This is a genomic window from Methylobacterium sp. J-048, from assembly GCF_022829515.1.
GTDB lineage: Bacteria > Pseudomonadota > Alphaproteobacteria > Rhizobiales > Beijerinckiaceae > Methylobacterium.
The window spans coordinates 1-22,376 of the sequence record NZ_JAKSYL010000137.1 but is presented as its reverse complement, the minus strand read 5'-3'; the positions used below and the strand labels follow the sequence as shown (position 1 = coordinate 22,376).

23 protein-coding genes are annotated in these 22,376 nt (G+C 69.4%); 11 read left to right on the top strand and 12 right to left on the bottom strand.

Features of this window, described 5'->3' with window-relative positions:
* Positions 1 to 10: 10 nt before the first annotated feature.
* Both bioD and secA read right to left on the bottom strand, forming a co-directional pair.
* Positions 11 to 682 (bottom strand): dethiobiotin synthase, encoded by a 672-nt coding sequence (gene bioD / locus MKL09_RS12720; RefSeq protein ID WP_244020572.1) that lies wholly within the window; start codon positions 680 to 682, stop codon positions 11 to 13.
* Between the two features lie 13 nt (positions 683 to 695).
* Positions 696 to 3,593: a preprotein translocase subunit SecA gene (gene secA / locus MKL09_RS12715; protein ID WP_244020571.1), complete on the bottom strand. Its 2,898-nt coding sequence runs from the start codon at positions 3,591 to 3,593 to the stop codon at positions 696 to 698.
* Positions 3,594 to 3,841: 248 nt separating this feature from the next.
* Here secA and MKL09_RS12710 point away from each other — a divergent pair, with 248 nt between their 5' ends.
* Positions 3,842 to 4,747, top strand: a complete 906-nt coding sequence (locus MKL09_RS12710; RefSeq protein WP_244020569.1) for a peptidylprolyl isomerase — start codon at positions 3,842 to 3,844, stop codon at positions 4,745 to 4,747.
* Positions 4,748 to 4,823: 76 nt separating this feature from the next.
* On the opposite strand, the gene MKL09_RS12705 is transcribed toward MKL09_RS12710, so the two are convergent.
* The 4 genes from MKL09_RS12705 to hemH form a co-directional block, all read right to left on the bottom strand.
* Positions 4,824 to 5,120 (bottom strand): type II toxin-antitoxin system RelE/ParE family toxin, encoded by a 297-nt coding sequence (locus MKL09_RS12705; RefSeq protein WP_244020567.1) that lies wholly within the window; start codon positions 5,118 to 5,120, stop codon positions 4,824 to 4,826.
* On the bottom strand, positions 5,117 to 5,374 hold the full coding sequence (locus MKL09_RS12700) for a type II toxin-antitoxin system ParD family antitoxin (protein ID WP_244020566.1): 258 nt from the start codon (positions 5,372 to 5,374) through the stop codon (positions 5,117 to 5,119). Before MKL09_RS12700 ends, MKL09_RS12705 begins: the two co-directional genes overlap by 4 nt.
* A gap of 108 nt (positions 5,375 to 5,482) precedes the next feature.
* Complete coding sequence (locus MKL09_RS12695) at positions 5,483 to 5,641, bottom strand: hypothetical protein (protein ID WP_244020565.1); 159 nt, start codon at positions 5,639 to 5,641, stop codon at positions 5,483 to 5,485.
* A 94-nt stretch (positions 5,642 to 5,735) separates the two neighbouring features.
* A complete protein-coding gene (gene hemH, locus MKL09_RS12690; RefSeq protein ID WP_244020564.1) occupies positions 5,736 to 6,818 on the bottom strand; it encodes a ferrochelatase in 1,083 nt (360 codons plus the stop codon).
* Between the two features lie 224 nt (positions 6,819 to 7,042).
* Between hemH and MKL09_RS12685 the strand changes: the two genes are divergently transcribed.
* Positions 7,043 to 7,732, top strand: a complete 690-nt coding sequence (locus MKL09_RS12685) for a uracil-DNA glycosylase (RefSeq protein WP_244020563.1) — start codon at positions 7,043 to 7,045, stop codon at positions 7,730 to 7,732.
* A 4-nt stretch (positions 7,733 to 7,736) separates the two neighbouring features.
* On the opposite strand, the gene MKL09_RS12680 is transcribed toward MKL09_RS12685, so the two are convergent.
* The gene (locus tag MKL09_RS12680) at positions 7,737 to 8,108 is read right to left on the bottom strand and encodes a hypothetical protein (protein WP_244020723.1); all 372 of its coding nucleotides are present in this window, start codon (positions 8,106 to 8,108) and stop codon (positions 7,737 to 7,739) included.
* Positions 8,109 to 8,478: 370 nt separating this feature from the next.
* On the opposite strand from MKL09_RS12680, the gene MKL09_RS12675 reads away from it, so the two are divergent.
* Entirely contained in the window at positions 8,479 to 8,955 is a 477-nt protein-coding gene (locus tag MKL09_RS12675; protein ID WP_244020562.1) for an AMP-dependent synthetase, read from the top strand.
* A 109-nt stretch (positions 8,956 to 9,064) separates the two neighbouring features.
* Here the strand turns inward: MKL09_RS12675 and MKL09_RS12670 are convergent, their stop codons facing one another.
* Positions 9,065 to 9,640 carry a disulfide bond formation protein B gene (locus MKL09_RS12670; protein WP_244020561.1) on the bottom strand — a complete coding sequence of 192 codons (576 nt, stop codon included), beginning with the start codon at positions 9,638 to 9,640 and terminating at the stop codon, positions 9,065 to 9,067.
* A 12-nt stretch (positions 9,641 to 9,652) separates the two neighbouring features.
* Positions 9,653 to 9,814, bottom strand: coding sequence for a DUF5993 family protein (locus tag MKL09_RS12665; protein WP_244020559.1), 162 nt, complete (start codon positions 9,812 to 9,814; stop codon positions 9,653 to 9,655).
* Between the two features lie 192 nt (positions 9,815 to 10,006).
* Between MKL09_RS12665 and MKL09_RS12660 the strand changes: the two genes are divergently transcribed.
* From MKL09_RS12660 to MKL09_RS12650, 3 genes are all read left to right on the top strand, one after another.
* A complete protein-coding gene (locus MKL09_RS12660; RefSeq protein WP_244020557.1) occupies positions 10,007 to 10,828 on the top strand; it encodes an enoyl-CoA hydratase in 822 nt (273 codons plus the stop codon).
* A 119-nt stretch (positions 10,829 to 10,947) separates the two neighbouring features.
* Positions 10,948 to 11,262 carry a hypothetical protein gene (locus MKL09_RS12655; RefSeq protein WP_244020555.1) on the top strand — a complete coding sequence of 105 codons (315 nt, stop codon included), beginning with the start codon at positions 10,948 to 10,950 and terminating at the stop codon, positions 11,260 to 11,262.
* Positions 11,263 to 11,388: 126 nt separating this feature from the next.
* Positions 11,389 to 12,825 carry a phospholipase D-like domain-containing protein gene (locus tag MKL09_RS12650; protein WP_244020553.1) on the top strand — a complete coding sequence of 479 codons (1,437 nt, stop codon included), beginning with the start codon at positions 11,389 to 11,391 and terminating at the stop codon, positions 12,823 to 12,825.
* Here MKL09_RS12650 and MKL09_RS12645 read toward each other — a convergent pair.
* The gene (locus MKL09_RS12645) at positions 12,743 to 13,498 is read right to left on the bottom strand and encodes an endonuclease/exonuclease/phosphatase family protein (RefSeq protein WP_244020552.1); all 756 of its coding nucleotides are present in this window, start codon (positions 13,496 to 13,498) and stop codon (positions 12,743 to 12,745) included. The genes MKL09_RS12650 and MKL09_RS12645 overlap by 83 nt on opposite strands.
* A 425-nt stretch (positions 13,499 to 13,923) precedes the next feature.
* Here MKL09_RS12645 and MKL09_RS12640 point away from each other — a divergent pair, with 425 nt between their 5' ends.
* The 5 genes from MKL09_RS12640 (at position 13,924) to MKL09_RS12620 (ending at position 21,147) form a co-directional block, all read left to right on the top strand.
* A complete protein-coding gene (locus MKL09_RS12640) occupies positions 13,924 to 15,162 on the top strand; it encodes an exonuclease SbcCD subunit D (protein ID WP_244020551.1) in 1,239 nt (412 codons plus the stop codon).
* A 10-nt stretch (positions 15,163 to 15,172) separates the two neighbouring features.
* Positions 15,173 to 18,649, top strand: coding sequence for an ATP-binding protein (locus MKL09_RS12635; protein ID WP_244020550.1), 3,477 nt, complete (start codon positions 15,173 to 15,175; stop codon positions 18,647 to 18,649).
* A 181-nt stretch (positions 18,650 to 18,830) separates the two neighbouring features.
* Positions 18,831 to 19,892 carry an alpha/beta fold hydrolase gene (locus MKL09_RS12630; RefSeq protein WP_244020549.1) on the top strand — a complete coding sequence of 354 codons (1,062 nt, stop codon included), beginning with the start codon at positions 18,831 to 18,833 and terminating at the stop codon, positions 19,890 to 19,892.
* Positions 19,889 to 20,557 carry a DUF938 domain-containing protein gene (locus MKL09_RS12625; protein ID WP_244020548.1) on the top strand — a complete coding sequence of 223 codons (669 nt, stop codon included), beginning with the start codon at positions 19,889 to 19,891 and terminating at the stop codon, positions 20,555 to 20,557. Before MKL09_RS12630 ends, MKL09_RS12625 begins: the two co-directional genes overlap by 4 nt.
* A gap of 257 nt (positions 20,558 to 20,814) precedes the next feature.
* Positions 20,815 to 21,147, top strand: a complete 333-nt coding sequence (locus MKL09_RS12620) for a YdhR family protein (protein ID WP_244020547.1) — start codon at positions 20,815 to 20,817, stop codon at positions 21,145 to 21,147.
* A gap of 46 nt (positions 21,148 to 21,193) precedes the next feature.
* On the opposite strand, the gene MKL09_RS12615 is transcribed toward MKL09_RS12620, so the two are convergent.
* Both MKL09_RS12615 and MKL09_RS12610 read right to left on the bottom strand, forming a co-directional pair.
* Complete coding sequence (locus MKL09_RS12615) at positions 21,194 to 21,568, bottom strand: hypothetical protein (protein ID WP_244020546.1); 375 nt, start codon at positions 21,566 to 21,568, stop codon at positions 21,194 to 21,196.
* A 201-nt stretch (positions 21,569 to 21,769) separates the two neighbouring features.
* Positions 21,770 to 22,309, bottom strand: a complete 540-nt coding sequence (locus tag MKL09_RS12610) for a VOC family protein (protein ID WP_244020544.1) — start codon at positions 22,307 to 22,309, stop codon at positions 21,770 to 21,772.
* Between the last annotated feature and the right edge of the window lie 67 nt (positions 22,310 to 22,376).

Below are 22,376 nucleotides of genomic sequence, written 5' to 3'. Positions count from 1 at the left end.
AACCACCCTGTCACACCAGATCGGCCAGCCCTTCCGGGCAGGCCTCGCCGCGCCGCAGGCCGAAGACCGGGACGCCGGCATGGCGGGCGATCGACGCGGCCACGGTGCCGAGCGGCGCCGGCGCCGCCTCGCTCTCGCTCACCGCAACGGCGAGGAGCCGGATGCCGTGCAGGCGCAGGGTCTCGCAGGCGGTGAGCGTGTGGCTGATCGCCCCCAGATAGCTGCCGGAGACGAGGAGCGCCGGCACCGCCAGTTCGCGGAGCCAGTCGAGCCCGGTGGCGCTCTCGGTAACCGGGCTCATGAGCCCGCCGACACCCTCGATGATCAGGGTTCCTTCGCTGTGGGCGATCTGCATCCGGCACCAGCCGACGAGGTCGGGCAGCGCCAGGGACCGGCCCTCCAGCGCCGCAGCCTGATCGGGCGCGAGCGGGGCCGCGAACCGCCAGGGCGAGCAGGCCTCGACGGTCTCGTCCTCGACGGCGAGGCCCTGCGCGTCGAGCAGCCGGGCGGTGTCGCTCTCCGCGAAGGCCGGGTCGCTCAGGGGCGGCACGCTGCTCGCCAGCGGTTTCAGCGTCCGCACCGGCCTTCCCTGTCCCCGCAGGCGCCGGGTCAGCGCCGCGGTGACGTAGGTCTTGCCGATCTCGGTGCCGGCGCCGGCGACGAAGACCGTGCGGGCAGCCATGGTCCCGGCCGCCTCAGGCCTGGAAGGTGCCGTGGCAGTGCTTGTACTTCTTGCCCGAGCCGCACGGGCACGGCTCGTTGCGCCCGACCCGGCCCCAGGTCGTGGAATCGGTGGGGTCGCGCTCCAGCACGGCGCCGTCGACGGACAGGCCCTGCGCGGCGTAGCCGTAGGCCGGACCGCCGCCGCCATCGCTGCCCGAGCCGCGCGTATCGTAATCCATCTCGTTCTCGCCGGTGACCGGATCGAGGTGCTGCGCGAACATCTGCGGCAGCTCCGGGGTACCGCCCGGGAAGGCCTGCTGCTGATCGGGCTGCTGATGCACGATCTCGACGCGGGAGAGCTGCGCCGTCACCTGCTCGCGCAGGGCCGTGACCAGGTTGTTGAACAGGTCGAATGCCTCGGACTTGTACTCGTTGAGCGGGTCGCGCTGGGCGAAGCCGCGCCAGCCGATCACCTGCCGCAGGTGGTCGAGGGTCACGAGGTGCTCGCGCCACAGGTGGTCCAGGGTCTGGAGCAGGACCTGCTTCTCGATATAGGCGGTGATCTCGGTGCCGTTCTTCTCGGCCCGGGCGGCGTAGGCGGTCTCGGCGGCCTTGAGCAGGCGCTCGCGCATCTCCTCGTCGGCGATGCCCTCCTCCTTGGCCCATTCCTCTACCGGCTCGTCGAGGTTGAGCACCTCCCGGACCTGCTCGCGCAAGGCCGCGACATCCCACTGCTCGGCATAGGCGTTCTGCGGGATGTAGCGGGCGACGAGGTCGTCGATCACGCCCTCGCGCATCTCGTCCACGGTCTCGCGCACGCTCTCCTGGGCCATGAAGTCCCGGCGCTGCTCGAACACGACCTTGCGCTGGTCGTTCATGACGTTGTCGTACTTGAGCACATTCTTGCGCATGTCGAAGTTGCGGGCTTCGACCTTCTGCTGCGCCTTCTCGATCGCCTTGTTGATCCAGGGGTGGATGATCGCCTCGCCCTGCTCCAGGCCGAGCTTCTGCAGCATCCCGTCCATGCGGTCGGAGCCGAAGATCCGCATCAGGTCGTCCTGAAGCGACAGGTAGAACTTTGAGCGGCCGGGATCGCCCTGGCGGCCGGAGCGGCCGCGGAGCTGGTTGTCGATGCGCCGGGATTCGTGGCGCTCGGTGCCGATGATGTAGAGGCCGCCCGGCAGGGCCTTCTTGCGGCCGGCTGCCGGATCGGCCGGCTCGCCGGAGGCCAGCACCTTCGCCCGGTTGTCGGCGATCTCCGCCTTGATCGCCTCGATGGCGGCGTCGCGCTCCGGCCCGGCCGGGAGCTGGCCGAGTTCCTTCTCGATGCGCATCTCGAGATTGCCGCCGAGTTTGATGTCGGTGCCGCGGCCGGCCATGTTGGTGGCGATGGTGATCGCGCCCGGCACGCCGGCCTCGGCCACGATGTAGGCCTCCTGCTCGTGGAAGCGGGCGTTCAGCACGGCGAAGCGCTTGGTGACCCGGCCCTCGCGGGCGGCCTTGTAGACGTCGGTGAGCGCGTTCGGATCCGAGTAGTCGAGCAGGGTGTAGCCGGCCTTCTTCAGCATCTCGGCCAGGTGCTCGGACTTCTCGATCGAGCCGGTGCCGACCAGGATCGGCTGGTGGCGGGTGTGCGCCTTGTCGATCTCCGCGATGATGCCTTCGTACTTCTCGCCGACCGTGCGGTAGACCTCGTCGTCCTCGTCGACGCGCTCGACCTCCTTGTTGGTCGGGATGTCGACCACGTCGAGCTTGTAGATCTCGGCGAACTCGTCGGCCTCGGTGGAGGCCGTGCCGGTCATACCGGCAAGCTTATTGTAGAGTCGGAAATAATTCTGGAAGGTGATCGAGGCGAGCGTCTGGTTCTCGGGCTGGATCGTCACGCGCTCCTTGGCCTCGAGCGCTTGGTGCAGCCCTTCCGAGTAGCGCCGACCCTGCATCATGCGGCCGGTGAACTCGTCGATGATCACCACCTCGTCGTTCTTGACGATGTAGTCCTTGTCCCGGGTGAACAGGGTGTGGGCGCGCAGGGCCTGATTCACGTGGTGGACCAGGCTGACGTTGTGGGCATCGTACAGGTCGCCGTCCTTAAGCAGGCCGACCTCGCGCAGGGTCTCCTCCACGAACTCGTTGCCGGACTCGGTCAGCGAGACCGTGCGCTGCTTCTCGTCGAGGTCGTAATGCTCGCGCACCAGCCGGGGCAGGATCGCGTCGACCGACACGTACAGCTCGGACCGGTCGTCCACCGGACCCGAGATGATCAGCGGCGTGCGCGCCTCGTCGATCAGGATCGAATCGACCTCGTCGACGATCGCGAAGTTGTGTCCGCGCTGGGCGAGCTGCGACAGCTCGTACTTCATGTTGTCGCGGAGGTAATCGAACCCGTACTCGTTGTTGGTGCCGTAGGTGATGTCGCAGGCATAGGCCGCCTTGCGCTGCTCGTCGTCCAGCCCGTGCACGATGGTGCCGACGGTGAGCCCCAGGAACCGGTAGAGCTGGCCCATCCACTCCGCATCGCGGGCGGCGAGATAGTCGTTCACCGTGACGACGTGGACGCCCTTGCCCTCCAGGGCATTCAGGTAGACCGGCAGCGTCGCCACCAGGGTCTTGCCCTCGCCGGTCTTCATCTCGGCGATGCCGCCCTCGTGCAGCACCATGCCGCCGATCAGCTGCACGTCGAAGTGGCGCTGGCCGAAGACGCGCTTGGCCGCCTCGCGCACCGTCGCGAAGGCCGGGACCAGGATGTCGTCGAGGCTCTTGCCGGCGGCGATCTCCGCCTTCAGCATGTCGGTCCGCGCTCGGAGCGCGTCGTCCGAGAGGGCCTGGATCTCCGGTTCCAGCGCGTTGATCAGCGCCACGCGCGGGCGATAGCCCTTGACGCGCCGGTCGTTGGAGGAGCCGAAAATCTTCTTGGCGATCGAGCCGAGCATCGTTGACCTGCGGACGCGCGAGCCCGCCCACGGGTGTGCGTGGCGGGCCGGCCTTGGCGGAGTTGGCCGGGCTTATAGAGGTAAACATCGGCCGGCGCACCTGAAAGAGGCGGCCTCCGATCCATCGGGCTCCGAACGGTTGAAACGGCAGCGCTTGCCTTCTCGGGCGACCCGCGCCACCTGTGCCGCGGACCGCCGCCCGGCCTCAACGGGGCGGCGCCGAGACGTCAGCCGAGGACCACGCCAGCATGCCGAACCCCGCCCTCCTCCGGCGCGCGAGCGCACTCGCCCTGATGCTCGCGATGCCCGGACTCGCGCTGGCGCAGGCCCCCCAGGCGGCTCCGACCTCGACACCGGCAGCGAACACGGCCGCCCCGAGCCCCGACACGGTGGTGGCCAGCGTCAACGGCAAGCCGATCACGCAGGGCGACCTCGCCATCGCGTCGGACGACCCTGCCCTGTCGCTGCCGGGCGTCGACGAGGCGCAGAAGAAGTCCCTGCTGGTGGATTACATGGTCGACCTGCGGGTCGGCGCGCAGGCCGCCGAGGCCGCCAAGGTCGGCGACTCGCCCGAGTTCAGGCGCAAGCTCGCCTATTTCCGCGACAAGCTGCTGCTCGACGACTACCTGGAGCAGGAGGCCAAGCGCGCGGTGACGCCCGAGGCCGAGCACGCGATCTTCGACCAGACCGTCAAGCTGATGAAGCCCGAGGAGGAGGTGCACGCGCGCCACATCCTCGTGGACAACGAGGGCGACGCCAAGAAGATCGCCGCGCGGATCAAGGGCGGCGAGGATTTTGCCAAGGTCGCGGCCGAGACCTCGAAGGATCCCGGCTCGAAGGCCGAGGGCGGCGATCTCGGCTGGTTCACCAAGGAGCGGATGGTCGCGGATTTCGCCAACGCCGCCTTCGCGATGAAGCCGGGCCAGGTCTCCGACCCGGTCAAGAGCCAGTTCGGCTGGCACGTGATCAAGGTCGAGGAGAAGCGCACCAAGCCGCAGCCGACCTTCGACGAATTGAAGGACCAGATCGACCAGCACATCGTCCGCAAGGCGCAGCAGGACCTGATCCTGAAGCTGCGCGCCGAGGCCAAGATCGACCGCACCGACGCGGCGCCCGCTCCCGCACAGCCGGCGCCGGAGACGAAGAAGCCGTGATCGGATCGGCATAGCGGATCGATCCGGCAGATGGCTTGCGCACCTGCCGGATCCTCACGATTCAAACAAGGACTGCTCAGGGCGGAAAAAGGATGCCGTCGTAATCCACTGCGCCATTGAGGAGGTGCAAGATCACGATCTGATCGGTCTCGACACGATAGAAGATCAGATAATTGCGGTGGACCCGACGGCGAATCCCCTGCTTCTCGTAACGTGGGACCAGAGGAAACCCGTTCGGTAATTCGGCGAGGCCCATGCACTTGGAACGAAGCGACTGCACGAAGCTGAGCGCCCGAAACGGGTTATCGCGGGCAATGTAGTCGCCGATCAACTCCAGGTCGCGTTCCGCTTCCTCGGTGAAACGGACGATCACGCCTTGGCGTTGCTCAGGTCACGGTACTTGCGTTCGAGGCGGTCGAAAACCTCCTCGGCGGCCTTCGTCTGTCCCGCATCCGCCTGCTCGATCCCGCGTGCGATCGAGGCGTCCAGAACCGCGATTCGGACTTCCCGATCCTGGATGAGCCGGACCCCCTCACGCAGAACTTCGCTCTGTGATGTGTACCGGCCGGTCTCGACCAGCCGCGCCACGAAGGCTTCGAGTTGCTGCCCGAGATCTGCACGGATCATCGCGTCCTCCTGAAGACCGCTCCCGAGCGAAGGCTATCAAGTCTTGCAAAGCGTCGCCAGCGAGGCATGCGGGCCGATGAGGCCCGCTCCACGCCTGCTCGCGGCCTCTCAATACGGCCGGTCGGGATGCAGATACGCCGAGCTCGCGGGCGGCGTCGGTGCGGTGACGCCGAGTGCCACGAGCTCAGCCGAGCGGCGGCTTTCGGCGATCCGATCGAGCACCGCGATCAGCAGCCACGGACACGCGATCCCGATGAAGAAGGCCATGTGATCCTCCGACGCCGGATCTGAGAATTGTCCAGCTTCGGACGATGATAGGCCGGCCGGGGCCGTCCGCAAGCGGCGCCCCGGCGGTTTTGCGTCAGAGCCAGCCCTGAAGCTCGCGGCGCACCACGTGCTCGATCACCTTCATGCCGAGATCGGAATCGTTCAGGCACGGGATGTAGGCGAAGCGCTCGCCGCCGTTGCCCTCGAAATAGTGGCGGTTCTCGCCGTCGAGTTCCTCCAGCGTCTCCAGGCAATCGGCCGTGAAGCCGGGAGCGACGATCGCCATGCGCTTGACGCCGGATTTGGCCAGCTCCGTCACGGTCTCGTCGGTATAGGGCTTGAGCCACTCCTCATTGCCGAAGCGCGACTGGAAGGTCACCCGCATGCGCTCGGGCGACATCCCGAGCGCTTCGCGGATCAGGCGCCCAGTCTTGTGGCACTGGCAATGGTACGGGTCGCCCTTGAGCAGGTAGCTGCGCGGCACGCCGTGGAACGAGGTCAGGATCACCTCGGGCTCGAAGTCGAGCTTGGCCAGGCCCTCGCGGATCGAATCGGCCATCGCGGCGATGTAGACGGGGTCGTCGTGATAGGGCGGCGAGACCCGCACGGTCGGCTGCCAGCGCATGTCCATGAGCGCGCGGAACGCCTGGTCGCAGGCGGTGGCCGAGGTGGCGGCGGCGTATTGCGGGTAGAGCGGCACCAGCAGGATCCGGTCGCAGCCCTGGTCGAGCAGCGCCTGGAGTCGGTCGGCCACCTCCGGCTTGCCGTAGCGCATCGCCCAGTCGACCACGACGGAATCGCCCATCGCGGCCTGCAGGCGCTCGCTCTGGCCGCGGGTGGTGGTCTTGAGCGGACCCTCGTTGCGGTCGGTGTTCCAGACGCTGGCGTAGTCGCGGCCCTTGGGCCCCGGGCGCTTGGTCAGGATGATCAGGTTGAGCAGCGGCCACCAGATCAGCCGGGGCACCTCGATGACGCGGCGGTCCGACAGGAATTCCTTGAGATAGCGCCGCATCGGCCAGTAGCTGGTGCCCTCGGGGGTGCCGAGGTTCATCAGCAGGACCCCGACACGGCCCCAGGCCACCTTCGGGTGGTCGGCCGGGAAGCCGCCCGCGGCCGGGACCAGTGTCGCGAGGGGCCGGCCTTCCGCCAGCGCGGCGGGTTCGACGCGTTCGTTCATGGCAGCGTTCCGGCGCCGCGCGCCGAGTCCTTCTTCTGGCTTCAGATACCCGGCGGCCGGCGCACGCGCTTGGGCCGGAGGCTTCCCGGTGTCAGGTGCAATCCCATGTAGGGTGCCACACCGCCCAGCGAAGGCCGGCTGCGACATGCTGCACCGGGCGTGCCACGCGTGATCGACCGTTCCTCCCTAGCTACCGCCGCTCCGCCCCGCAACCGCGAGATCCGATGTCCGACACCCCCGTGGCCGCCGCGCTGGCCGCCTTCCGCGCCTCCGGATCGCCGTGGCTGGCGCTGCCGTTCTTCGCCGGTGGGGCGGCCGACGCCGTTGCGGCCCGGGTCGATGCCCGGATCGCCGAAGGCGCGCGAGTGCTGCCGGCGCCGACCGACATCTTCCGGGCGCTCACCGAGACGCCGCTGCCGGCCGTGCGCGCGGTCATCCTCGGGCAGGACCCCTACCCGACCCCGGGCGACGCGAACGGGCTCGCCTTCTCGTATGTCGGCTCCGGCCGCCTGCCGGCCTCGCTGCGGGTGATTCTGGCGGAGGCCGGCTCCGAGCGATCCGCGGGTGGCGACCTGACCCCCTGGGCCCGGCAGGGTGTGCTGCTGCTCAACAGCGCCCTCACCGTGGAGGCCGGCAAGGCCGGCGCACACCTGCGCTACGGCTGGGCAGCGCTGACCGACGAGGCCGTGGCCGCGGTCTCCGCCCGTCCGGAACCGGCGGTTTTCCTGCTCTGGGGTGCCCAGGCCCGGGCCCGGACCGCCCTGATCGAGTCGGCGCGCCACGGCGTGTTCGAGAGCGGGCACCCCTCCCCGCTCAACCGCGCCCGGGATTTCCCGGGCTCCGACCCATTCGGCCGCGCCAATGGCTGGCTCGCCGAACGCGGGGTATCGCCGATCGACTGGCGTCTCGGCTGAGCGATCACTGCGCGGGCTTGGCGGGCTCCGCCGGGGCCGGTGCCTCGGTCGTCTGGCCCGCCGGCAGCAGGACGTTCTTGGCGACCGAGCCCTCCGGCCCATACTCGCCGGCCACCGCCAGGCAGGCCTGATCGCGGTTCTGGGCCATCTGGTTCGACATCAGCGTGAACATGGTCTGCACATGGTTGCCGAACGGCCCGCGCGGCTGGACGTCTGCCGCCTGCACGTTCTGCTTGGCCAGCAGGCCCTCGAACGCCGCGTTGCCGATCCGGTAGCCGCAGACGTTCGAGGCCGCGAAGATGTAGGCGGCAAATTCCAGGGCCCGCGGGGACGGCGCGTTCCGGATCTGCGCCTGGGCCGGAAGGGCGGCGAGCATCAGGGCGAGTGCGGCGGCGGGAGCGATCCGGCCAATGGGGCGACGATTCACGGAGGTGTGATTCTTGGGGATGTGATTCATGGGTGTGTGATTCATGGGGCGTTGTTTCCTCGGTCGAGGGCGACCTCTTCCGGGGCGCCTGCGTCAGGCCGGACATAGGCCGGGCCGCTGCGCACGCCAATGCGACCGAATTTGCCGACACTTTGCCGTCGCCCGTTCATCCTCGATTCGGCATAGGCGCAGTCCCGGCCGCCCGGAGCCGTGAAAAGCGGCCAGTGTTCTGACGATCCGCGAACCTGAGACAGAGTTTTAACCTGCCCGCGTCACGCCAAGGTCCACCGTTTATCCAGACCCAGGCGGTTCGCAGCGTATGTTTGGCGTGAACTCCACTTTCGCAGACAGCTCTACCTCGGTACCGGGCCCGCGTGATCCCGACCGGCGCTTCCGGCCGGGGGCCGGCTTCGCGTCCGGCGACCGGCGCGCCTCCCAGCCGCCCGCCGCTCCGGCGATCTGCCCCAACCGCGTCGCGCATTGGGCCTACGGCGAGGGCCTGCGCGCCGGCGAGACCGTCGCGCTCCTGGTCCGCGACCTCGGTCAGGCGGAGGCGATGCGCCTCGGCCTCGCCCGGCTCGGGATCCGCGTCGTCGCCCTCGACGGCGGTCGCCGCGGCGAGGCGCTCGCCGACAGCCTCGCCCTGGCGGGGGCCACCCTGGCGATCGTCGACACCGCCCTGGCCGAGACCTATGCCGGCGTGATGGGCCGGATGGCCTCCTATCCCAGCGTGTGGTGGAACGGCCCCGGCGCCGATTTTGCCAGTCTCGATCTCGCCTTGGCCGAGCAGGGCTGAGGGGCGGTACGCCCGGGCGGCCTTCGGCGGGCATCGGACACGAAGCCCGATCGCGCACGCGTCGCGCGATCCGCCGTCTCCCCGTCGGACCGTGGTCTCGGCGGCCTCCTCAGCGCAGCCCGAACCGCGCCAGCCAGTCGTCGAGGGCCTCGTACCGGGACGGATCGTCGGGACACAGGCCGGTGCCGCATTCCGCCACCGTGGACACGGCATTGGCGAGGACGACGCAGAGGAACAGCAGCAGACAGGCCTTCCCGAAGGTGCCGACCCCGTTCCGCTCGTCCTGCCGTTCGGGGCTGATCGCCCTGTCGTTCAGGAGCAGCACGCCGACGCCGACGATCATCGCCGCGAAGGCGATGAGGGCGAGCGTGTAGAAATGCAGCCCGGCCAGCGTCGAGCCGTAACCACCGGTCCCGGGGACGACGTGCAGCGCGACTTGCCGGGCCGATACGCCGGCGCCGGCGACTGCGCTCAGGATCACGACGCCGTAATGGGACGGTCGCGGACCGAAGCGGACGCCGAGCGCGAAGCCGATCCCCGCCGCCGCGAAGGCGGACCGTTGCAGCAGGCATAGCGGGCACGGCAATTCGCCGAGATGGAACTGATACCCGAACGCCACGAGCAGGATGGCCGAGCAGCCGAGCAGCCCGAGGGCGTTGAGAGTCCGGGCTTGAGAGGCGGTCATCACGCGATCGGCTCAGAAATCGAGTTGCAGGGTCGAGGTCGCGTGCGCGGCGAACAGCGCGAGCGTGCCGACCAGCGACGCCAGCCAGAGGCCCAGGGCGATCCCGCGCCGCCCTGCCAGGATGGCGACCGCACTTCCCGCGAAACCGACGAACGGCAGAACCAACATGGACATCGACCCCGCTCGCCGGCGTCGCATCCCCACGCCGGGCCGCCTCTGCCGCACGAGCTTGCCAGGATGACGGTTTAAGCTTTCGTGAAGCCGCCTTCCCGGCCGAGCGCCATCGCGAAACCGCCGCCGGCCTGTTATCCTCCGGCCAAGAGACCGGTCCCGAGCGCCAGGGAGGCCGGCACCGGGAGACGCCCCATGACTGCAGCCGTGAGCACGGCCCCGTCCGCCGCCCCGACCCCCGTCGACGCACCCGCCCTGCTGCGCCACGATGCCGACGGCATCGCGACCCTGACGCTGAACCGTCCGCAGGCGCGCAACGCCCTGTCGATGGCGCTGATGGGCGCGCTCCAGGACGCGCTCGACGCGATCCGGGAGGATTCGTCGGTGCGGGTCGTGATCCTGCGCGCGGCCGGCCCGGCCTTCTGCGCCGGCCATGACCTCAAGGAGATGCGCGCCGATCCCTCCCGGGAGGCGACCGAGGCGGTGTTCCGCACCTGCGCCCGGCTGATGCTGAGCCTCACGCGTCTGCCGCAGCCGGTGATCGCGCAGGTCCACGGCATCGCCACCGCGGCCGGCTGCCAGCTCGTCGCCACCTGCGACCTCGCGATCTGCGCCGAGGAGGCCCGGTTCGCCACGCCGGGGGTGCAGATCGGCCTGTTCTGCTCGACCCCGATGGTCGCCCTGTCCCGCGCCGTGTCGCGCAAGGCCGCCCTGGAGATGCTCCTGGTCGGCGAGCCGATCGACGCGCAGGAGGCGCTGCGGATCGGTCTCGTCAACCGCGTCGTGCCGGCCGCGGAACTGGAGAATGCCGTCGCCGCCATGGCCCAAAAGATCGCCGGGAAGGCGCGGCGGGTCGTGGCGATCGGCAAGGAGGCGTTCGGCCGTCAGATCGAGATGGGCCTGGAGGAGGCCTACGGCTACGCCGCCGAGGTGATGACCCGGAACATGATGATGGCCGATGCGCGAGAGGGCATCGATGCGTTCATCGCCAAGCGGGTGCCGCATTGGGAGCCGTAGCCCCGCGCGATACGACGCAGGGCCCCCGCGTCGCGATGCGTAGGTTCCGGGGCCGCCATGCCGTAGGGTGACGGCAGGTCCTGTCCTGCCGGGCCCAGCGCCTGCATGCGGAACGGCTGATGAGCGTGATCGACCTGTTCGGACTGACGCTGGCCTTCGTCGGCGCCATGCCGCCGCCCCGGCCGCCGCGTCCGCGGCCGGACAGGGCGACCTGGGCCGCCGCGCTACTGTTCGGCGGCATCTGCCTCGGGACGGTCGGACCGATGATCACGATCTGGAGCTTCCACCGCCCCTATGCCGAGGCCAAGGCGCGCTGCATCGCCGATGGCGGCCGGATCCTGTACGCGGCGCTCGACGGCAGCGGCCCCTATCGCTGCGCGCGGCCCATCGGCGCCGCGAATGCCGGCACGCAGCCGGCCCTGCGGGCGTATTAGACCCGCGCCCCGGCGTTCCCATCGGGCTTCCGAGCGGCAGGAGCGTTTTTCGCCAAACCCGGCCCCCACCGTTCGGGATGTTGGTCTATATCCGGCGCCGTCTGACGCGAACCGGATGCCGAGACCTTGGAAGACGCGCTGTATCGGTGGCTGCAATCCACCGCCCTGTTGCGGGCGGATGTCGCCGCGCTCATCGGCATCACCCTGGCGCTCGGCGTCACCCTGCACGCCCTGCTGCGCAAGCGCCGGGTCAGCGTCGCGGTCGGGTGGATCGGTCTGGCCTGGCTGTCGCCGATCTTCGGCACCGCGCTCTACTTGACCTTCGGCATCAACCGCGTCTCGCGCCGCGCGCGCAAGCTGCGCACGAAGCCGTCCGACGCGACGCACCTCCCCGATACCGACGACGCCGTGGTGCCGGAGGCGCTCTGGCCCCTCGACCGGGCGATCCGGCGGATCACCGGCCTGCCGGCCTTCGCGGGCAACGACGTGCAGATGTTCCGCAACGGTGATGCCGGCTACCCGGCCATGCTGGAGGCGATCCGCGCAGCCGAGGCCAGCATCGGGCTGTCGAGCTACATTTTCCGCGACGACCCGATCGGTCGCGAGTTCTGCGACGCCCTGGCCGAGGCCAAGGCCCGGGGCGTCAAGGTCCGGGTCATCATCGACGGGATCGGCGGCGGCTATTTTCGCGCGCCGGTCTACCGCCGGCTGACCAGCCTCGGGGTGCCGGCGGCCCTGTTCATGCACTCGGCCCTGCCCTGGCGGATGCCGTTCCTCAACCTGCGCTCGCACAAGAAGCTGCTGATCATCGACGGGCGTGTCGCCTTCACGGGCGGCCTCAATATCTCGCAGCCGAACCGCGTCGCGCTGAAGCCCGAGCACCCGATCCGCGACACGCATTTCCGGCTCCGTGGACCGGTGGTCGAGCAGCTCGCCGCGGCGTTCGCCGCCGACTGGGCCTTCGTCGACGGCGAGATCCTCGATTCCGCGCCCTGGTTCGCCGACCTGGAGCCGGAGGGGAATAGCATCGCCCGGGTGGTCACCTCGGGGCCGGACGCCGACGTGGAGAAGATCGAGCAGGTGGTCCTCCAGGCGCTGTCCTGCGCCCGCCGCACCGTCCGGTTCGTCACCCCGTACTTCCTGCCAGACGAGCTGGTCACCGGCGCCCTCGCCCAGGCCGCGACCCGGGGCATCACCGTGGACGTGATCATTCCCCGGGTGAGCGATCACCCGTTCATCGACTGGGCGACGCGGGCGCATCTCGACGCGCTGCTCAAGGCCGGCGTGCGGGTCTGGCTCGACGAGCCGCCCTTCGACCATTCCAAGGCGATGGTGGTGGACGACGTCTGGTGCTTCGTCGGCAGCGCGAATTGGGACATGCGCAGCTTCCGGCTCAATTTCGAGCTGAACGTCGAGATCATCGATCCGGATCTCGCGGCCCAGCTCGATACGTTCATGCGCGGCAAGATGCAGGCGCGGCTCAGCCGGGAGGATCTCGCCGCCCGCGCCCTGCCGATCCGTCTGCGCGACGCAGGCGTGCGACTGCTGCTGCCATACCTTTGAAGCGGGCGGGGGCGTGCGCCTCCGGGGCCGGCCCGAGATGGACCACGATCGGCCGGTGGTCGGAGGGGCCGCGCGGCAGCACGGCGTGCGCGTGGCAGATCAGCCCGCGGGCGAGGCAGCGGTCGAGGCGCAGCGGCAGCACGTCGACCATCGCGTGGGTCGGCCGGCGAGGGCCGACATCGCGAAAGCCCGGGATCATCGCCGGGCCGACGATATTGTAGTCCCCGAGCACCGCGGCCCGCTGCGGCAATTCGCCGACGATGCGCCGCAGCTGGCGGCGGTTCAGCATCTGCCCGTGCGACAGGTGAACGTTGGCGATTCCGAACGCGCCGAGGTCGAGCACCTGGCAGACCCGATGCACCAGGGCGCCGGCGGGGAGCGTGATCACCCGCGGCGCGTTCGGGAACGGTTTCGGGCTCCACATGGCGAGCCCGTGGATCCGCCCGGGCAGCGGCGCCCAGGCGTAATGGCCGCCGATCCGGTCCTGCAGGAAGCCGATCGCCCGGGTCGCCTCCTGCATCAGCAGCAGGTCTGGCTTTTCCTGAGCCACCAGGGCGACCACATCGTCCACCGCCGCACCGGTGCGCCGCAGCAGGTTCCAGCTCACGATCTTGAACGGCAACGCGGAGGCCGAAGCGAGGCCGGAGCGGTCCGGATGGGTGACGCTGTTCATCGGGCCGGCCTCGTACCTCACCGGGCGGTTCTGTCGCCACCGCCGCGCTTCAACGCGCCGGGGGCTTGGGCGTTCGCTGCGATTATTGTGGTGTGAGTGGTGCCGCTGCGCGGCGCATGATGCGCTGGGTCCGGGGTCACCATTCGCTGACGCTCCAGGCGCCCGGGAAAGGGCGTTGCACTTGACCCGGCACCGTCCCTTTCCCGGACGGGTGGAGCGAAGCGGAGTCCGATCCGGGACCTAGCGAACGAGCTGCTGCGCAGCAGCTCACCTTGTGCGGCGGATCGCACTGAAAGAAACCGCCGCCTGCGATGCCCATATCCGCTGATCCATGTTCACAGCCCGCCCTTTGCCGCCGCCGGTGCTTGAGGCGGCACGCTCCGGCGGCCTAAGACCCCGGCTCACCGATCGCTCATCGGAGACCGATGTCGGGCTTCAGCTTCATCCACGCGGCGGATCTGCATCTCGGCAGCCCGCTCTCGGGCCTCGCCACCCGCGACGCGGACCTCGCCCGACGCCTCGCCACGGCCGGGCGTCAGGCCTTCGAGGATCTCGTCACCCAGGCGATCGAGCGGCGGGTCGCGTTCGTGGTGGTGGCCGGCGACATCTATGACGGCGACTGGGCCGACAACACGATCGGGCTGTTCTTCGCCCGCCAGGTGGCCCGCCTCGACCGCGCCGGCATCCCGACGATCCTGGTGCGCGGCAACCACGACGCCGAGAGCGTGATCACCCGCTCGATCACCCTGCCGCCCTCGGTGCACGTCTTCCCGTCGGCCCGGGCCGAGACGCTGCGCCTCGATGCCCTCCGGGTCGCGGTGCACGGCCGCAGCTTTCAGGCCCGGGCCGTGGAGGAGAACCTGTCGCTGACCTACCCGGCCGCCCTGCCGGGCTGGTTCAACCTCGGCGTGCTGCACACCTCCTGCACCGGCCACGCCGCCCACGAGACCTACGCCCCCTGCTCGATCGCCGACCTCACCGCCCGGGGCTACGATTACTGGGCGCTCGGCCACATCCACGAGTATGCTGAACTATCCCGAGATCCCTGGATCGTGTTCCCCGGCAACATCCAGGGTCGAAGCGTGCGCGAATGCGGCGCGAAGGGCGCGGTCCTGGTCGAGGTCGTCGACGGGCGGGTCACCGGATTGAGCCGCCTCCCCCTCGACCGCGCGCGGTTTGAGCAGATCACCGTCGACCTGAGCGCGGCCGCGGACACAAGCGCGACCCTCGAGACGGTTGAGAAAGCCCTGCGGCCCCTTGCGGAGGTGGCGGCACACCGCCTCGTCCTGGTGCGGGTGCATCTCACCGGCACGACCGCGGCCCATGACGCGCTCTCGGCCGACAGAGACAACCTCACCGCCGAGATCCAGGCCGCCGCCCACCGGTTGCACGAGGATATCTGGCTGGAGCGCCTGAAGATCGAGACCCGCCGGCCCCGCGCCCCGGTCGCGGCCTCCGGGGCGGCGATCGACCCGGCGGCCCTGCTCGCCGATCTCGACCGCGACCCGGATTTCCGCAGCCGGGCCAAGGCGGCGCTGGCTGAGATCGGCGCCCGCATGCCCGCCACCGCCGCCGCGGAAGCCGATCTGGAGGCCGAGTTCGACGCGCTCTGCGCCGAGGCCGAGGCGCTGATCCTGGGCCGCCTCGGCGGCCGGCACTGCTGAGGCGCGCATCATGCGGCTGATCCGCCTCGCCCTGGAGCGCTACGGCGCCTTCACCGACCGGACCGTGACCTTCCGGCCCGAGGCCCGCCTGCACGTGGTGCTGGGCGCCAACGAGGCCGGCAAGAGCACGGCGCTGGCGGCGGTCACCGACCTGCTGTTCGGCTTCGAGAAGACCACCCGCTACGCCTTCCTGCACGACATGCCGCTGCTGCGCCTGGGCGCGGAGGTCGAGGCCGCCGATGGGCGCCGCCTGGCCTTCCGCCGCCGCAAGGGCAACACCCGGACGCTGATCGACGCCGCCGAGGCGCCGCTCCCCGACGATGCCCTGGCGCCGTTCCTCGGCGGCATCTCCCGCAGCGTGTTCTGCCGCGCCTTCGGCCTCGACGCCGGCAGCCTGCGGGCCGGCGGGCGCGAGATGGTCGATGTCGAGGGCGAGGTCGGCGCCAGCCTGTTCGCGGCGGGTTCCGGCTTGCGCGGCCTCACCGAGCTGCAAACCGCCCTCGACGCGGAGGCCGAGGGCATCTTCGCGCCGCGCCAAGCCAAGCACCGGACCTTCTACCAGGCGCTGGAGCGGCACGAGACCGCCCGCAAGGCGATCCGCGAGAAGGGCCTGCGGTCTGGGGACTGGCGCGCGCTCAACGACGAGATCGCGGCCGCCGCCCAGCAGCTCGATGCGCTCCGGGCCGAAAATCAGCGCGTGGCAACCGAGCGCGCCCGGCTGGAGCGCCTGAAGCGCGCCCGGCCGATCGTCGCCGAGATCGACGTGTTGGACCACCGGATCGCCGCGGATGCCGGCCTCGCCGAGGCGGGCTCCGCCTGGATCGAGCGCCTGGGCGCCGCCCTCGAACGCTGCCGTACGGCCGAGGCCGAGGCGGCGCGCGCCGACGCCGCCCTCACCCGGGCGCGCGGCGAGGCCGAATCGGTGCCGGTGGAGCCGGCGCTGATCCTGCGGGCCGAGGAGATCCTAGCGGCGTTCAGCGGCACCAAGGAGTTCGAGAAGGGCGGCACCGACTTGCCCCGGATCGAGGGCGACGCCCACAAGGTCGGGCTCGACCTGGAGCGCCTGCGCGCCCGGATCGGCGCCCCGGATCTCGCGTCCCTGGAAGCCGGCCAGCCCACCGACGCCGCCCGCGCCCGGGTCGAGCGGCTGATCCGCGACGGACGGATGCTCGCCGCCGCCGAGGACCAGCTCACCCGGGACGCTGCCGCGGCCCGAGCCGAGCGCGACCGGCTCGCCCGGGAGGTCGAGGCCGCCGGCGCCACCCATGATCCGACGCCGCTGCGCGAGGCCCTGAAGCCGCTCGCCAAGCTGCACGAGCGCCTCGCCGCCCACGAGGCGCTCGACACCGCGATCCGGCGGGAGACGGCTTTGCTGCGCAACCAGGCGGCGCGTCTGTCGCCGCCGGTGGCCGACACCGCTGCGCTCGCCCGCATGCCCATGCCCAGCGCCGACACGATCGCGCGCTATCGCGGCCTGCTCGACGGCAAGCGGCGCGAGCAGGAGCGCGCCGCCGACCGCCGGGACGCGGCGCGGGCCCAGGCGGACGCCACCCGCACCCGTCTGCGCGAGCGCGAGGCCGGCCGGCCGATCGCCACCCAGGAGCGGCTCGAGTCCGTCCGGGCCGCCCGCGATGCCGCCTTCGCCCCCTTGCGCGATGCCCTCGCGGCCGGCCGGACGACCGAGCCAGGCACGCTCGCCGCCTACGAGCGCGCCCTGTTCGAGGCGGACCGCCTCGCCGACGAGCGCGCCACCGACGCCGCACGGGTCGCGGCCCACGCGGCCGATCTCGACCGACTGGCCGCCGAGAATGCGGCGCTGGCGGCGGCCGACAGGGTGCTCGCCGGGATCGCGGACGAGATCGCCGAGGGTGAGGCCGCCTGGCGCGAGGAATGGCAGGCCGCCGGCCTCGTCCCCGGCCCCCCGCCCGAGATGGCGGCCTGGCTCGCCGAGACCGAGAGCCTGATCGACGGGGAGCAGCAGCTGGCCGAGCAGCGGATCGAGCGGGACCATCTGAAGGCCCGGATCGAATCCGCCAGGGCGCCGCTCGCCGACCTCTTCACCCGGGCCGGGCTCGAATCGGCGCCGGATGGCGATATCGGCCAGGCCCTCGAACGGCTCGAGGCCCGGGTCGCTACCTTGGCGAGCCGCTGGGAAGCCAATCTCGAAACCGGCGGGCGGCTGCGCGCCGCCGCCGCGACGGCGGAGAAGCTGGAGGCCGCTCTGGCCGAGACTGCGTCACGCCGCGCCGCCTGGCAGGCGGACTGGGCGGAGGCGCTGTTTCCCCTCGGTCTGCCCGCCACCGCCCGTCCCGAGGAGGCCGAGGGTGCGCTGGAAGCCTGGCGCACGGTGCCGGATCGCCTCGCCGAGCGTGCCGCCCTGCAGCGCCGGGCGGCGGGTCTGCGGCGGGACATGGAGGCGTTCCGCGTCGGGGCGGACGCCCTGGTCGCGGCCCTGGCGCCGGACCTCGCCGACACGCCGCCGACCGGCGCGATCCGCACCCTGCACGCTCGCCTGGTCGCCGCCCAGGCCCGGGAGGCCCGCCGGGCCGAGCTGGACCGCCGCCTGGAGGAGGCGGAAACGGCCCTGCGCCACGCGGTCGGCCTGCGCGACGCCGCCCGGGCGGACCTGACCCGCCAGGTCGCAGACACGATGCCGGATCTGGCCGAGGCCCCGATCCCTGCCATCGCGGAGGTGTTCGGCCGGCTGAACGCCCGGGAGATGCTCCGGGCCGAGCGCCTGCGGCTGCGCGGCAGCCTCGCGGGCGCCGCCGACGGCTTGCCGGAAGCCGAGATCCGCGCCGGCCTCGACGCCCTGCCCCCGGAGGCCGTGGAGGCGGAACTCGCCCGCCTCGCCATGGAGGCCGAGGAGCAGGCCGAGCGCGGCCAAGTCATCTTCGCCGATCGCGACCGGGCCGAGCGGCGCCGGGCGGAGCTTGAAGGCGGCAGCGGCGCCGAGCTGGCCGCCGCCGAGCGCAAGGCGGCGGAAGCCGACCTCCAGGCGGCGTCCCGCTCCTGGGCGGTGCTGCGGCTCGCCGGCCTGATGCTCGGCCAGGCGGTGGCCCGGCACCGGGCCGGCCAGCAGGACCCCCTGGTGGCCCGGGCCGGTGCCCTGTTCCGGGCTCTCACCGGCGGCGCCTTCTCCGGCCTCACCCAGACCTACGACGAGGCCGACACGCCCAAGCTCGCCGGCCAGCGCGCGGGCGGCGGCCTGGTCGGGATCGAGGCGCTCAGCGAGGGCACCCGCGACCAGCTCTACCTCGCCCTGCGCCTGGCCTACCTGGAGGATTACGCCGGCCGCGCCGAGCCCGCCCCGTTCATCGGTGACGATCTCTTCTCCACCTTCGACGAGGCCCGCACCGGCTACGGCCTCGACGCGCTCGCCGAGATCGGCGCCAGCGTCCAGCCGATCCTGTTCACCCACCACCGCCACGTGGCCGAGATCGCCCAGAATCGGCTGGGGGCGGCGGTGGATGTGCTGGAGCTGTAGGGCGTCACAAGAGGCTGACCGGTCTCTCGTTCACCCGGTCCGATCGCCTCCCCGCCATGCTTTCCACCTCCGGAGCAAGGGTAAGCAAACGCAACATTCTCCCGCGGGATCCATAAACAGAATTGAAAATTTAAGCCCCCACGGTTACGATTTTATACTATGGGGCAAGAGATTTCCGGCCATGGCTGAGTCTTATGATAGCCAGGAGACGCACGGTCCTTACGAGAACTTCAAGGTCGGCGATTTCGTTTTAGAATCCGGCGCAAAGATCCGGGATTTGAGCTTGGCATATGCCACGTTCGGCACATTGAACGCGGAAAAAAGCAACGCCATTCTTTTTCCGTCTTGGTATTCCGGGACAACCAAGATTCTCGAACATGCCTATATCGGCTCGGGACGGTCTCTGGATCCGGAGCGATATTTCGTCATTCTCGTGAATCAGATCGGCAATGGGCTCTCATCCTCGCCGAGCAACACCCCGGCGCCGTTCCATCAAGCCAGGTTTCCGCAACCGTCCATCGGCGATGATGTGCGCGCGCAATATCGGCTGATCACGGAAAGATTTGGTATCGAACGGCTGGCTCTGGTTCTGGGCGGCTCGATGGGGGCACAGCAGACCTGGGAATGGGCGGTTCGGTTTCCGGACGCGGTCGCCCGGGCGGCCCCGATCGCCGGCACCGCTCGGACGACGCCGCACAATCAGCTTCTGGTGGACACGTTCATCGAGGCCATTACCAGCGATCAGGCCTATGGGGACGGCTGGTTCGACGAAGGAGCCGTTCACCGGGGGCTTCGTCGCCATGCCCGCCTGTTCGCCGCGGCCGGCTTCACGCCGCGGCTGTTCAATCAGGCGCTCTGGCGCGACCTCGGCTTCACCACGGTCGATGATTTCGTCACCGGCTTCGTCGAAAACCATTTCCTGCCGCAGGGGCCGAACGACCTGCTCACCCTCCTGCGCAAGTGGCGCGGCGGCGATGTCGGTCCCCACGGCGGTGGCGATCTGGCCCGGGCGCTGGCCCGCATCAAGGCCGAGCTTTCGATCATCGCCATCGACGAGGACGGCTTCTTTCCGTTGGCCGACATCGAGGCGGAGCAGCGGCTGGTTCCCCGAAGCCGCCTGGTGCGGATCTCGTCGGCATGGGGCCATCTCGCGCTGTTCGGGCTCGATCCCGCCTACAACCGCGCCGTCGATGCCGGGCTCAGCGAATTGCTTGCGACTCCGGCTCCACAGGAGGCTCCATGAGTGCGGAAATCCTTCCTTACGTCGATGAACCGCGGCCCGCGATCGACCCCCACCCGCTCAGCGATTACGTGGCCTGGGCTGGGCGCCGCAACCGCAACCCGATCCTGGAGGTGTTCCAGCAGCGCTTTCCGAGCGCGGGCGACGTCCTCGAACTGGCCAGCGGCGCGGGACTGCACGTCAATTATTTCGCTCCGCATTTTCCCGGCCTCACGTTGCAGCCCTCGGATCTGACCGAGGAGGTCTTCGCCGCGATCAAGGCCAAACGGGCGGAGCGGGGAAACGCCAACGTCCTGGACCCGATTCGCATCGACCTGACCGATCCCGCGACGTTTCGGTTCGGTGACAAAAAATTCGATGCGATCTTCGTCATCAATATTTTTCAGGTCGCTCCTGTCGCCATCAACGAGGGTATCGCCGCCCTTGCCGCGCAGGTCCTGAAGGACGAGGGGCGCGTCTACATCTACGGCCCGTTCAAGGTCGATGGTCGCTATACCACCGACTCCAACCGGGCGTTCGACCAGGAGATCCTGGCCGCGAATGTGCCCGAATGGGGATTGAAGGATGTCCGCGATCTCGAGAAGGCGGCCAAGCCGCACGGCATCGTTCTCAAGGAGACGATCGAGCGCCCGGCCAACAATTTTATTCTGGTGTTCGGCCGACAATGAATGCCGGCAGCCGTTTTTCGGTACGGCTTCGTGTGGGGGTCGACACTTAGTATCCAGCAGAACGGGTCAAGATTTCCGCGAATAATAATCGAATCAACGCTTTGATTATTTAAAAATACGCAATCGTTAAAAATGCTCTTTCCAAGCGGGACGGCGCGGCGGGTATTGTTGATGATATCCTTGGATGTGCGTCCGTCCCAAGCAATTAATTTGAAAGTGATCGCCTCAGCGTCGTTCATGAGCCGGAGTGCAAATCCATGAGTGTTCCTGCCGTCTTCCTCTATGCCGAATATCAGACATCTGTCCCATTCGAGGCGATCGACTGGAAGCCGATCGATGTCGAGATGAAGAAATTTACCGGTCTTCTCTCGAAAACATGGCTGAGCGGCCTGAAAACGAACAGTGTCGGCGGCTTCTATGCGTTCGACAGTCTGGAACACGCACAGGCCTATATCGACGGCTTGCTGATCCCGTTTGCTGCACAGGTCGGCGGAAGCTTGAGCGTCCGCCTGTTCGATGCCGATGTGACCCGTGAGGCGAGCAGAGCCATTCATTCGCCCTTCTATCCGGCCGTTTCCGCCGAATCCTGACGTCGCTGCTCCTGTTGGTCTCGGCGATCAGCGGGGACATCCGCGATCATCTCGCCGATCGGGAGATCATGCCGGCCGCGCCGAGCCGGCGCTGTTCATCGGCAATGATTTTTTCGACGTTCGACGAAACCCGCACCGGTCGCGGCCCCGATGCGTTGGTCGAGAGATCGGCGCGAGCGCGCAGCCGATCCCGTTCACCCACCGCCGCCACGTCGCCGAGATCGCCCGGGATCGGCGATGGATGTGGTGAAGCTGTAGGGGGCGGTTTGCGGGCGCGGCCTTCCGGCAACTCCCTGCGATTCAGCCGCCATAACGGCGGCTGGGTAAACCACCCTGTCATTCCGGTGCGCCGCAGGCGGGCCCGGACCGGAGGGGCCGCCAGAGCCGGCAATCCGGAGCCGCCGACGTGCAGGTCCTTCAACAGTCGGCGTTTGTGGATCCCGGGTTCCACTTCGTCGCGCCGGGATGACAAGGAGGGCGACAGGGTTGCCGCTGCGCTCCCAAACCCTTCAGCGAGGAGTGTTTTCGAATGCGATAGCCCTACCCCGAAGAGGAAGGGCACACACCATAAACGGTCCCCTTCCGTCGCGCCGCGGATATTCGGCGCGAAACAGGCGAGGGCTCAAGCGTGTCGGCCCGGCTGCATTCCGCGGTGCGATGCCCGTGCAGCAGCGGCCCGAGCTGGAAGGTCTTCGTCGGCGACCGCTTCTCGGGCGGTCATGAGCCGCCAGACATGGCCGAAGGGATCGACGAATTGCCCGACGCGATCGCCCCAGTAGGCGTCCTCGATGGCCGGTCCCGCGCTGTACAACCGCGCGCCCGCTGACAGGGCCCGAGACATCGCGTCATCCACGTCGGAGACGTAGAGGGAGAAATGGGCCGTCGTGGTCCCGGCAGAGTGCGGCGCGCGCGGCCAATCCGGGCGTGGTGCCTCCGACCAGCGCGGATTCTCCAACGTCACGCACAGATGTATATCGCCGAGGCGCATCTCGATCGCGGTAACAGTCCCGCGGTCGAGATTGCGGATCGGTTCGTCCTGCGTCGTGCGAAGGATTTCCTCGGCGCCCAGGACCGCACGATAGAAATCCGCTGCGGCCGCAACGTCTTTGACCACAAGAAACAGACCGAATTGACCGGGTTTATGTCTGCCAATGATCGCCATGGCCGATCCCCATGCTTCGTGAGCTGGATGTTAGCACTATGGTTATCGGGGACAAATACGGGCCGAC